Source organism: Shewanella piezotolerans WP3, assembly GCF_000014885.1.
GTDB classification, from domain to species: Bacteria; Pseudomonadota; Gammaproteobacteria; order Enterobacterales; family Shewanellaceae; genus Shewanella; species Shewanella piezotolerans.
Genome location: NC_011566.1, coordinates 863,665 through 875,894, shown reverse-complemented (window position 1 = coordinate 875,894; position 12,230 = coordinate 863,665). Strand labels below are relative to the sequence as shown.

The following is a 12,230-nucleotide window of genomic DNA, read 5'->3' as shown; positions in this document are numbered from 1 at the left end:
CACCTGAAGGCAGCCATTTATTAAATATCTATAGCCGTTCTACTTGAAGCTGCTCGTTTCAGAGGCTGTGTGCCAGTGCAATTCTAACCGCATTAACGTAGAAATGCTTACTCCTTTTTAAGTGACTGTAACAATGAAGTGGGCTGGCACAAAGCCTTCTGCGATGGGCTTTAATGGGCTTTACTCAGTGTTATTGATTTACCAAGGGAGTGACCATTAGTAGCAATCAATGCCGTGATCAATACCAATTGCATTAAGTATTTGACCAGTTCAGAGCCCCTCAGTCTTTTCAATTCAAAGCGCATTGGTAAAGAAATGGTTGTTCCCTTTTAAGCCAATGCAAAGCAGAAGTGGAAAGACTGAGGAACTCACGTAGTGCGGCTGAGGTTAAACAAATTGGCAAACGCTGTATGATTCGCTATGGGATTTGGATATAGAATAACTATTAGCTCAAATCCCACTACTTTCCTACAGCGTTTTGAATTCCCGCTGAATGGTCAAACTTTTAATACAATTGGTATAAAGCCCATAAAATTCCCACTGAATTCTGCATCTCCAGGTAGAACGGGGATATTTTATTTTTTAAGACACTTTGCCTAAGTCAGCTCTTCCAAGCTAGGCGTGCCCGCTTTAGTGACCAGTGAATGATTACGCGCTATATCTTCCACAAACCCGCGGGTCATAATGGTATCGACATAACGCCAATCACTGCGAACTTCGTCGTGTGTGAAGGTTAACGTCAACATTCCGCGATTCATTAAGTTTGCGTATTTAAGGCTATCGACAAGCCCAAGAATTGCCTCTTCTGTCGCGGGTATATCTTTAGCTTCAATTCCTAAGTAATACTCGAGCCCAGGTGATGATACTGAGCTTGTTGCAAACTCAACCCCGACCACATCGCCAGCAGCATCTTTGAGCTCATTGGCCCAAGCGTTATGGGTATCACCCGCTATCACGACAAGGTTTTTCGCCAATGACTTTGCGGTTGCCAAAATAACTTCACGCTCATAGGCATATCCATCCCAAGCATCTAAGTTGTAAGGAATAGAAGGTAGTTGCAACAGCGCCATCGCTTCAGGGGTTAGCTTATCGCCATAAGACTGCAGATACTTGAGCTCATCAGCGGTCAATGTCGGATCGCCTGCCTGTGCTCTTGCTGCAAAGCCTGCTAGTGCGGCTAATTGACCAAATTCAGGAATAGACAATTGCTGCGTTGCTATTGCTGCAGGAAGCATCATCTGTCCCATAAGCACTTGTTGCCCGAGCACTTGCCATTTGGCGGTTGAGGTCAATAGCGTCGACTGTAGCCACGTTTGCTGCTCTTGCCCAAGCATCGTTCTATTGGTGTCGGTAACATCGGCCATAAAGCGTGCGCTATCTAGCCCACCCGTAGCAGGATCCATATAGTCTGGGTATTCAAGGGGTTTATCTCGACCTAGCAGTCTTGTATCTAGCATGTGCAGATCGACAAGATCACCAAATTGAAAGCTGCGATAGATCTCTTCGTGATTCCCTTCTCGCCAAGGACGAATCGGTAACCACTCGAAATAAGCCTGTAATGCCCCCTCTTTGCGCGCATCAAAATCACCTTCATTGTCATTGTGATTCTCAGCCCCTTCACGCCAGCTATCATTAGCCACTTCGTGATCATCCCAAACCGTTATAAAGGCGGTTTGGGCATGCAATTTCTGTAAACTCAAATCACTGCGGTATTGCCCATAGCGAGTACGGTAATCTGCTAAGCTAAATAGTTCGCCTTCAGGTAATACTTCACGTCCAAGCTCTGCGGCTCGTTCGCTGGCATATTCTCCACGAGCATATTCGTAGATATAGTCACCTAGATGGATAACCGCATCCAAATCATCCATTCTTGATGCCATCTCATAGACATTAAAGTAGCCTGCAGGGAAATTAGCACATGATAGAACGGCAAATTTTGCTTGCGCGAGTGCACCTTGAGGTAATGTTTTAGCCATACCTGGAGGAGACATATTGCTACCAGCCTTAAAACGGTAGAAATATTGGGTTCCAGCCTCAAGCCCAGTCGCATCAATTTTTACAGTGTAATCTCGGTCGCTATTAGTGACCATCTCACCATTAGTCACTACCTGACTAAAACTACTATCGGTGGCGACTTCCCAGGATACTTTGATATCACCAGCGGACAATGGCGACACACGACTCCACAAAATAATCGCATCATGGCTCGGGTCACCACTGGCTACACCGTGTAGAAACTCAGCAGCTATAACGTTTTCGTCGTCATCATCGCTGCTGCAGCCCATCAGGCCGTATGATACAACTGCAGCGCCTACGCCTTTGGCTGACATAGCAAGAAAATCTCTTCGTGAGAAAGGTCGTTTCATTATTATTATTCCCTTAATTTTATTTTAGTGGTACGAGGTCTAATGAGTCAGGATGGTAAATAGCCACTATTACACATCTGTGACATTTTGGTAAAGCTTTTGTTAACAGTAAGATTTCAAGTCTATTCATAGCAATCAATATAAGAATTTGATCTACTCAGAGCTGTTTTGGGCAAACTGATTCAAGGCGAACAACTGAAAGAACGGGTACTCCCTTGTGAAGTTGTCCAGCACAGAAATAGGCAGCCCAAAACGCTCCAGATTGGCGAGTTTTTGCGAGAAGATGTTTATACTGATTGGTCTGACTGTAAATTTGAGGCAAAAAAAAGCTCACCGATTAAGGTGAGCTTTATCGATAAGGTTGAGTTTTAGATTAGTTTTCTACTACTAGCGAAAATTCATTATTTGTATCGTTTAGAATCGCAACGCCTAAACATTCTCCAGCAGGATCCGTTAGCATGATACGATCACCGAGCTTCCAAAATGTTTCAGTGTAAACCGCATCTTTGGCAAGCGAAGCATACGCACTGCCGCTTTTTTTACCAGAGTCTCGACTTACCCAGTAAACATCCACGTTATTGTCTGTTGTATTAGTAATTGTCAGTCCTGTCGCGTTACCAGCGCCACTGCTGTAGCTTTGTGCTAAATTACAGCTACCAATAGTGCCTTTTGCTGGCCAATATGGCATGTATGGTTCAATTTCATAAGTCACTGCCATTGGATCTGGTAAAGCGACACTGCAATTACTACCCACACACACTGACAAATAGGCATCGATAATGTCTGAGCCTGCGAAACTGTCGCCAGCGGCAATGTAGTATTTGCCCACTACTGGGTTAGTAATGGTTACGCTCTCCTCGTTACTATCTTTAGTGACCGATTGAGCCGTTGCAGCATTAGCGTCACTAGGGTGAAAAGCTGCGCCTTGATTCACATATAAATCAATGTCAGCAGAACCACTAGAGGTGCTAAAGGTTATTGAATCTGTACCAGCAGCAACATCAACAACATACAAGCGGCCACTACGACCAGTTAGCTCTGTAAATTCACCAACTGTAATAGAAGTTACACTTGCCACATAATCAGAGCGTAGTTGACCTTGATACCAAGCTTCAAAATCAGCCTGACTGTCTGTCGCCACCTGCGCCAATAATGACTTTAACTCATTCCATTCACCCGCACGCATCTGGGTTAGTATCTGGGTGACAATGGCTGGTTTTTGTTCAAGTAAGAACGTTACCACCAATTGCCCCCAGGAGTAGGCATTAGCAGCACCGTTAAAGACTTGTTGTAAGCTGTATTTAGTCGTCTCGCTTGCGGTGGTCATGTTTTGGTAAGGGTTATTGTAATGAATACCAATGTACTCAGCTAAACCTTCGCTCCACCAACTAAAACCTTTAGATTCGTCATATTCACCCTCTTTGTTATAACGGGCATCTAACGCATGGGTATACTCATGATCCAGAGAGCGAATTTTGTACCTACCACCATTCCACTCAAGTGCATTAAAGGTAAACACATCCGAGCGATGTAACCAATCAGTGGCTTCCGATTCAAAGTAAATACCACTGCCATTGTCATTATTAAAAAGATGCTCAACCCATAATTTATGATTGCGCCGACTTGAGAAAATATTAACGTTAGTGATGTCATTTTTATCACCTTCGACAATATCACCGAATGCAGGCGAGATTGCAGCGCTCAAGGTGGTATCAAAACGTGCTTTAGTGTCCCTTAATGAACGACACACCTCATCAGTTTGTGCTGCAGTTAAATCCTGGGCACGTACCTGAACATCCACTTCATCGCAGCGCTTGCTACTGTTAAATAAAGTGGTACTGGTATAAAGCGTGGCATCGACAGCGGCATCACTGGCGCTTGCGTCGACTAGAATATGGTAACGACCAGGCTCTACATTATCGATGACGCAATATTCATACTCACCGCTAGTGTAATTTGATACGCAGTCAAACTCACCACTCTCACCGCTGGACGCTTCATTGGTTGCTCTAACATAAAGCGCTGGATTACCAATATTTTTCCCCGCTTCACCGGCCATTAGCCCAACGATCAAAGTGGGAGCAGCCTCGGTAACATCAACAAAATATGCGCGTGGCTCAGTCAGTGTAATATGCTTGATTGCAGAGTTAAGAGAGATTAAACCTGCAGCTGGAGTTTCAGGAATAACAGGATCCGGCACGACAGGATCTGGCACTACTGGGGTACAGGAACTGGAGTATCATCTCCACCGCCTCCACCACAAGCCGTCAACGTTAAACACAACGCGATACTGAGTCCTGATAATCGAAAAGGCATACTCTAACTCCCTACAAGTAATTATTGTTTTTATTAGTGAGGCTATCTTGGAAGAATCTGCGTTCATCCCAAAACAACACAAGATATACAATATACTAACAAAGTGAATACAATATACCAATAAGATTGAATTGTAATAATACTAATGAAAGGAGCGGTTCAGAAAAGGGAAACAGAGATAGACCCAAAAAAGATGATGCAGTCGATAGCACTATAAGATTATCGCCGCGAGTGGATTGTACACAATACAGGAGCATGATCGGTGCTATGACTGTCCCGCGCATACTGAGGGTTAATCAGATGGCGGTCTTCAGTATGGTAGTCGGTAACTTCTGCGGTGCTGGTATGAAAATGGGGGTTAAAGTCTTGAGACAATAAAATATAATCGAGTACGTTTCCCTGAGCGCCGTAATAATGGGTAGCTTGCCTTTGAGAAGGCATCGAATTCTCATCTGAAATATTTTCAGCATTGACTTCAGCCTCTCGCTGGTAATACAGCTGATAAGAATCAGACAGAGGATAGCTTGCTAGTTCCCCACTCCCCTCTCTTTCGAATCGCAACTCTTGAGCCAATAACAAAGACAGCGGTTGATGACTCAAAGAATCATTAAAGTCCCCCAATAATATCATTGCATTCTGGGTTTCAATTCGTCGCAGCATCATAGTATGAAATAACAACGCCGCTTCAGTGCCCCTCTGAATACCTGATGCCCATTGGCCAAGCACATTACGTCCGAGTAACTCACCAAAGTTAGCTTTTCCGCTATGCTTTACAGTCATACTTTGCGCGGGCGGCAACTCATCTAATGATGCTCTTTTGGATTTTAGGTGTACGACATAGATATCGCAGTGGCCAATGTCTGGCAATACAACGGTGACCCTAAGAGGCTTACGACTGTATTTAAACGACTCTTCTAGCCCCAGTGCTTTGGCATAATCGCTATCAACGTCAACTGCCTGCACATCTTCAAAGGCAAATTTCGAAGCGATAGCAACCACAGGGTCTCGGCAGATAAAATCATCAACGATAGTCGGTTCATCAACAACTGCAAAATGCTCAAGCCCGGCTTCGCGAGCCTGATTCGCTAAAGCGTCTGCAGAGAAAACTTCTTGAAAACCAATAATGTCAGGCTGGTTTTCAGCAAGGAAGTTTGCTAACCAAAGCTGTTTCTTAGCCCACTGTTCCCCACTATAGATATTCTCAAAATCATAGTAAGCAAGCGGCGGTTCGATATAATTGAACAAGTTGAAACTCGCAACTTTAACTTGAAATATTGTTTCATTTTGCTGAGCATTATTGTCCACCGAACGCTCCCTTACTGGGTTTAGTGGCTAGCAGGTTTATCACCTTTTAGCTTGAGAAATAGTTGCATCATTATCACTGCCAATGCCCCTGCAATAACGCCAAAAATAGAGTTTAAAATACTCGGTGTAACAAATGATAATACTGGGCCAACAACTGATAGGCTTTCAATATGCGCAGCAGCTTGGCTTATGCGCTCGCTAACCCAGTGCAGGCCATGAGTTAAGATCCCACCGCCAACCATAAACATGGCGATGGTGCCGACTACAGATAACGTTTTCATTAAATAGGGCGCTGAGTTGAGTAACATGAAGCCAAATCGACGCTTAAAACGGGCAGTTAAACTTTCCCCTTGGCGCTGACTTAAATACAAGCCAGCATCGTCAATTTTCACAATCCCCGCCACCAAGCCATATACACCAATGGTCATGACGATAGCAATCACGCTGAGAGTAAAGAACTGGGTGGTTAAGCTTTTATCAGCCACAATACCGAGCGTGATGGCTATGATTTCAGCAGAGAGTACAAAGTCGGTTCTGATGGCGCCTTTTATTTTTCTCCGCTCATACTCTTTAAGGTCGCCAATCACCTCTTCGGGTAAGGCCTCTGCGGCTGCTTGGCCTTGCTGCTTTACTTGGTAACTATGATAAATTTTCTCGAAGCCTTCATAGCAAAGGAATAAGCCGCCAAACATCAACAAGGGCGTGACAGCCCAAGGAATAAATGCGCTAATCAGCATAGCTGCAGGGACTAATATACACTTATTTTTAAATGAACCCACTGCCACAGCCCAAACAACAGGCAATTCTCTATCAGCTGAAACGCCAGTAACCTGCTGGGCATTCAGCGCTAAATCATCGCCTAGCACACCTGCAGTTTTACGCGCTGCAATTTTACTCATCGCCGCCACATCATCCAAAATGGTGGCTATATCATCTAACAAGAGACTATGGCGTCAATAGCTAGTTTTAAGCTTTTGGCGCTTCCCACAAAACACCATCTCTTAGCATCGAATTTAGGATCACAACCATCTTTCTTACGCATGCAATAATCGCGACTTTCTTAGGTTTTCCTGCGGCAACGAGTCGCTGATAAGTCTCTTTAAAAACGGGGTTGGATTGTATTGCTGACATCATTGCCATGTACAAAACGGTTCTAACTTGATGTCGCCCTCCCTGGATTTTTCTATGGCCTTTAAAGCGTCCACTTTCTTTATTCATCGGTGCTACACCAACCAACGAACTGGCTTCTTTGTTATTAATATAGCCAAGCTCTGGTAGGTTACTGATAATGGATGCTGCGGCAATTTTACCTATTCCTTTCATGCTTTGCAGGATAAGGTTTTTAGCTTGATAGTCAGCGTTCGATTCGATGAGTTTAACGATTTTATCTTCTATCTTCGTTATCTGATTTTTGAAGACCGTTAAGATTGGCTTGATCGTCATTGCAAGCTCTTGAGGGAGAATTTGAAGCCGATTCTTTTCCATCGTTTGCATGACCAAAAGCTGGCTCCGCCTTCCTACGAGATCGCTCATAGCCTGCATGACATCAGGCTTTAGCGTTGATAGCCTAGGTTTAATCGCTTCACTGTAATGAGCTATCAGCTGTGCGTCTAGCTTATCTGTTTTAGCGCGTTGGCCTATTGCTCCAGCAAAGCGTTTAATGTGAACCGGATTGGCTATCACGAAGGGTAAATTGGCGTTAGCACAAGCCATGATAAAGGGCATCTCAAGACGTCCTGTCGCTTCAATGACAATACGCTCAGGATGGTACTTTTTAATGAGGCGCACTGCTTCTTTAATCCCTTTTTCATCGTTAGAAACGGTGAAATAGATATCTAGTGGTCGAATATAAATGTCGAGTTGGTACTTACCAGTATCGACACCAACGTTAATGTTTTGATTAGTTTTTGATTTCATAATAAGCTAACTCTTGCTTGCAAATGCGGGTTCGAGACCCAGTAGACTATTCGAGTATTTTGCTTGGAGTCGTTTGTCGCGTTCTTTCTTGTTATCGGTCTCTCGATAGAGGATCCATCATTCAATCGAACTACGACAAATGAAAGCTTTAGTTGCAGCTAAAGCCTGGGTCTCACATTACCCGAAACTGGGAATTAAGTGTAATTAGGTGGGTTTATTATCCATACAAGGTTAATAGGCTTGCCCCTGCCATAGTGACTCCTTTAATCAACTTGCACTGCCACCACATTTCAAAGGCTCAAACAGTGCAAAAAAATCCATCTACAAAGTTACTTTAGCTCGCTAACACTTAGCTAAAGTAATCAACCCTCATTATCGCTTCGAGCCAAGCTAATCATGATATGCCAAGCTTGTCACTTTAAACACAAATTTCAGGCACGCTTTAGCCGTTTAAAGCGTATACTAACGCCATATTTTTAATATTTGCCTTTAAAAAGGATTTCGTTATGACTCAAGATGAAATGAAAAAAGCCGCAGGATGGGCTGCATTACAATATGTTGAAAAAGATAGCATTGTTGGTGTAGGTACCGGCTCAACCGTTAATCACTTTATTGATGCCCTTGCGACCATGAAAGCGGACATTGACGGCGCCGTATCAAGCTCTGAAGCTTCTACCGAGAAAATGAAATCTCTTGGTATTCCAGTATATGATCTTAACAGTGTTGATGACCTGTCAGTTTATGTTGATGGCGCTGACGAAATTAACGGCCATATGGATATGATAAAAGGTGGCGGTGCTGCACTGACTCGTGAAAAGATCGTTGCTGCAGTGGCTGATAAGTTTATCTGTATTGTTGATAACACCAAGCAGGTCGACATTCTAGGTGAGTTCCCACTACCAGTTGAAGTTATTCCAATGGCACGCTCATATGTGGCACGTCAGCTAGTTAAACTTGGCGGCGATCCGGTATACCGTGAAGGCGTGGTGACAGATAACGGCAATATTATTTTAGATGTCTACAACATGAAAATCATGACCCCAAAAGAGCTTGAAGAACAGATCAACGCTATTGTTGGTGTGGTCACCAATGGTTTATTTGCCATGCGCGGCGCTGATGTGTTGCTAGTGGGTACGCCAGAAGGTGTTAAGACAGTTAAGTAATTGGCGCTAGCTCATTATCAACTTACGTAAAAAGCCACGGACTTTTCAGTCTGTGGCTTTTTATTTCTAACCAACAAGCTAAAGATTATTCGACTTGGGCTGTCTCGCCATTGTTTTCAAGTTCAGCTTCAGCTTTGTCGATATTCAACGCCTCTAAGTTCGCAGCGATATCTTCAGCAGCGGTTTCAGCATTGATATCTTCATCAATCTTTAAAATTTTTCCATCTTCGCCAATGTAAAAAGTAACCCGACTCGCTACCCGAACAAAGTTAAGCACATCATAAGCTTTGGCTGTTTCTTTAGTAGGATCGCTTAACATGGGAAAGTCAGCTTTTTGCTCTTTAGCAAATGCTTGGTTATCTTCTAGCTCGTCAACACTTGCCATCATATAGACCGCATTGTACTCGCGGATAAGATGCCCTTTTTGCACCAGTGATTTACATTCAAGCGTGCATCCATGAGTATTAGCCATTGGGTACCAGGCCAATACCAAAGTTTGCTTGCCTTTGTAATCACTTAGTTGGTAAAAGTGCCCGTCAGTTGCTTGTAGCTTGAAATTTGGTGCGGTATCACCAACCTTTAAATCGGTTGCTGTCGCTGCCAGCGGCAGTACTAACGCTGCGGCTAAAAGTATCTTTGATAATTGTTTAATCATAGTTTCCACCTAATATTCCTTGTGTCGCCTTTCATTGTTATAGCACTTATTACAGCTGACAAATATACGCATAACAATCTAAAAGGATCACCTACAGTCGAGCTCTTTTAAGATAAGCACTCAAATGCTAAATCGTAAGCCTTACCTAAATCTACAGTCTTTGGTCTGCAGGACTTCAATTCAGCGTGCTTCTTGTCGGACGCGCGTAATGTTGCAGGGTGAATAAAATCTATTTCAACATTACACCTTGCAAGCATCGCACCTTCCATTAAAAAGGTACCCGCACCACCAGCACCCTGTCCTGTTGTGGCGCGTCGGTTCAGTACCACTTTATCAATACTATTGCTGCCGATATGCGTATTTACTTGTTCGATAAAGACTGCAACATCAGCTTGGGCTGGGTTTTTAGGTAAACTAAACTTTGTTACTTTAGGGGCGACTAAGCTATGACTGGCACGCTCCCCAGCTAGGGTCACAACTCTAACTTCATTCGCTTTTAAGAAAAGCCCTGCAATAATCACTTTATCTCTCCTAAGCTCGCGCTAAAAATAAAAACGCCAGCTATCAAGAACTGGCGTTTGTCGGAATACTTTCTCGGGATACTAGATTTTACTTAGTTGCTCTTGAGTTCACCGAAGAATCGATAATGACGCCTTTATCATCAACATCAAGCGCAACTTTGACGCGCATATCGTAATCTTTCATCGACTTAAATTCTTCAGGAACGGGCTCGCCAGTTAGCTCTATAAAGGTCAATAATGGCGCAAACATCTTCATATAATCCACAGACATTGCCAATAAGCCATTATTTGCTACAGCTTCAGTCGTCAGCTTATCGGCAACAGCTTCGCCTTTATCGCCAAAGTACAACACCAAATGATTGCCTTTAACAGCCATTTTAGCGGTAATATTCATCTCTGGTGGCATAGGTAACACATCGTTTAATACCACAGCACTGCCGTCTGTTGGCAATTGAATATCAGCCAATTCAGGGGCGAATGGTTTAACCATATTAAAGAGCATCGCTGGATTATCAGCCGACAGTGTCACAACCGCATCTAAGCTTTCAATCTCTGGAGCATCAACATCTTCACTGATTTTATAATCAATAACCGACAGACCAACGCCTTTAACGCCATTCGCCATCCCCGTCATCATGCCAAGCATTGCCGGGCTTTGCTGACTCATCTGTGCTTGCATCTCTTGCAGCGGCGCACATTGGTATTGTGGGGTTAGCATCTCATCCCAAATAGCCTGTAATGAAGGTACCATTTGGTTTACGTCGATCCCCAATCCAAAGCTAAATACACTGTTATTGATATCTTGCACATATGCAGGAATATAACCGCGCATCTTTTGATAGGCATCAAGCATAACTTGGTTGTTACTTTCGAAAACCACTCTGTAGCTTAGCGAGCTTTCGCTATCTGAGATTGCCAGTTCATCATAACCCGCTACAGTGCGAGGCCAATTTGAAGCAATGGATGATAACTCTTGGCTACAGGTTGCAGAGCGAAGTTCTATAAACGGATCTTCATCCGCCATCGCAAATAGCTTTGTCAGTTGGCGAGCCAGTTGATTACCATCGGTGCTGGTAAGCGCTGTGATAATTTCTTGATGATTGATGTAGCTTATACCCTCATCAGTAAAACCATGCTTTGCTATGATATCTTCAATAATCTTAGCATCGACAATAGAGCGTTCAACAGGCGTGACTCCAAGTGCCGTTTCAAGCAGAGCCGCTTCACTAAACGAGGTATCTATGGTCATGGTTAACATAGAGTTGTTAACTGCAACCACCAAATTTATCTGCTCCTCATCTGTCGCTTCTGTCAGCGGATAGCTGCGATAGTTAACCCCTTTCAGTTGACCCGCAACATGGACTAAACCACTTTCACCTTCGGCTTTATCCAGCAGCGCCCATATAGCCTCAGCATTGGCCACTTCTATTTTAAGTACCGGCAATGCGCCCAATGTGTAAAAGTAGCTGCGAATGTTTTCAGCAAGGCCAAAAGTGTTGATAAACGTTTCGCCATCTTGCATTGCAGCTAAATAGGACTTGGTTAAGCTAAGGAAAAACTGCGCTCGCGGATCATCTTCAGCTTCCCACTCGCCCAAGGAGTTAGCACCTGACTGCTTATAAGCATCAGATAAGGAGTTAATATAAGACTTAATCGGGAAAGGCTGTAACTGCGCCGAAAATATCGGTGTATCAGCGGGAATATATGCCATAACCGCGTTATCACTCGCAGAGACATCATCCCCTTGTTGACTGTACCAATATCCACCTGCACCCACAGCGACTAACGCAGCAACTAACATCTTATTCATTTAAAAACTCCATTTAATAATTCCATCAATCCCATCATCAATGCGATTGCTATATCTTGTCACCATCGCGCAAGAATCACCAAGCAACGACAGTCTAATAAAATTCTTGGTTCATAGTACAGCATTACACGGCAAATTCTATCAGCTAGCCATTTGATTCAGCACTAAATTATACCA

Annotated in this window: 9 protein-coding genes; 1 reads left to right on the top strand and 8 read right to left on the bottom strand. The window is 43.7% G+C overall.

From position 1 onward, the window contains the following. Nucleotides 1-596 precede the first annotated feature (596 nt). From SWP_RS03845 to SWP_RS03820, 5 genes are all read right to left on the bottom strand, one after another. Entirely contained in the window at nucleotides 597-2,366 is a 1,770-nt protein-coding gene (locus tag SWP_RS03845; RefSeq protein ID WP_044555643.1) for an alkaline phosphatase D family protein, read from the bottom strand. 373 nt (nucleotides 2,367-2,739) lie between these two features. Beyond that, nucleotides 2,740-4,581: a collagenase gene (locus tag SWP_RS03835; protein WP_020911053.1), complete on the bottom strand. Its 1,842-nt coding sequence runs from the start codon at nucleotides 4,579-4,581 to the stop codon at nucleotides 2,740-2,742. 320 nt (nucleotides 4,582-4,901) lie between these two features. Further along, nucleotides 4,902-5,987 carry an endonuclease/exonuclease/phosphatase family protein gene (locus tag SWP_RS03830; RefSeq protein ID WP_020911052.1) on the bottom strand — a complete coding sequence of 362 codons (1,086 nt, stop codon included), beginning with the start codon at nucleotides 5,985-5,987 and terminating at the stop codon, nucleotides 4,902-4,904. 20 nt (nucleotides 5,988-6,007) lie between these two features. Then, nucleotides 6,008-6,928, bottom strand: a complete 921-nt coding sequence (locus tag SWP_RS03825) for a DUF808 domain-containing protein (RefSeq protein WP_020911051.1) — start codon at nucleotides 6,926-6,928, stop codon at nucleotides 6,008-6,010. 25 nt (nucleotides 6,929-6,953) lie between these two features. Then, nucleotides 6,954-7,904 (bottom strand): IS110-like element ISSpi5 family transposase, encoded by a 951-nt coding sequence (locus SWP_RS03820; RefSeq protein WP_020911050.1) that lies wholly within the window; start codon nucleotides 7,902-7,904, stop codon nucleotides 6,954-6,956. A 506-nt stretch (nucleotides 7,905-8,410) separates the two neighbouring features. Here SWP_RS03820 and rpiA point away from each other — a divergent pair. Beyond that, entirely contained in the window at nucleotides 8,411-9,067 is a 657-nt protein-coding gene (rpiA, locus tag SWP_RS03815) for a ribose-5-phosphate isomerase RpiA (protein WP_020911049.1), read from the top strand. 85 nt (nucleotides 9,068-9,152) lie between these two features. Here the strand turns inward: rpiA and SWP_RS03810 are convergent, their stop codons facing one another. The 3 genes from SWP_RS03810 to SWP_RS03800 form a co-directional block, all read right to left on the bottom strand. Continuing rightward, complete coding sequence (locus tag SWP_RS03810) at nucleotides 9,153-9,722, bottom strand: peroxiredoxin family protein (RefSeq protein ID WP_020911048.1); 570 nt, start codon at nucleotides 9,720-9,722, stop codon at nucleotides 9,153-9,155. Between the two features lie 107 nt (nucleotides 9,723-9,829). Then, complete coding sequence (locus tag SWP_RS03805; protein ID WP_020911047.1) at nucleotides 9,830-10,243, bottom strand: DUF3010 family protein; 414 nt, start codon at nucleotides 10,241-10,243, stop codon at nucleotides 9,830-9,832. An 88-nt stretch (nucleotides 10,244-10,331) separates the two neighbouring features. Then, on the bottom strand, nucleotides 10,332-12,053 hold the full coding sequence (locus SWP_RS03800; protein ID WP_020911046.1) for a hypothetical protein: 1,722 nt from the start codon (nucleotides 12,051-12,053) through the stop codon (nucleotides 10,332-10,334). Nucleotides 12,054-12,230: the final 177 nt, after the last annotated feature.

Bases quoted from the DNA above. Each gene is read 5' to 3' on its own strand.
- SWP_RS03845 (WP_044555643.1), bottom strand. From the start codon at position 2,366: ATGAAACGACCTTTCTCACGAAGAGATTTTCTTGCTATGTCAGCCAAA.
- SWP_RS03820 (WP_020911050.1), bottom strand. From the start codon at position 7,904: ATGAAATCAAAAACTAATCAAAACATTAACGTTGGTGTCGATACTGGT.
- rpiA (WP_020911049.1), top strand. From the start codon at position 8,411: ATGACTCAAGATGAAATGAAAAAAGCCGCAGGATGGGCTGCATTACAA.
- SWP_RS03810 (WP_020911048.1), bottom strand. From the start codon at position 9,722: ATGATTAAACAATTATCAAAGATACTTTTAGCCGCAGCGTTAGTACTG.
- SWP_RS03800 (WP_020911046.1), bottom strand. From the start codon at position 12,053: ATGAATAAGATGTTAGTTGCTGCGTTAGTCGCTGTGGGTGCAGGTGGA.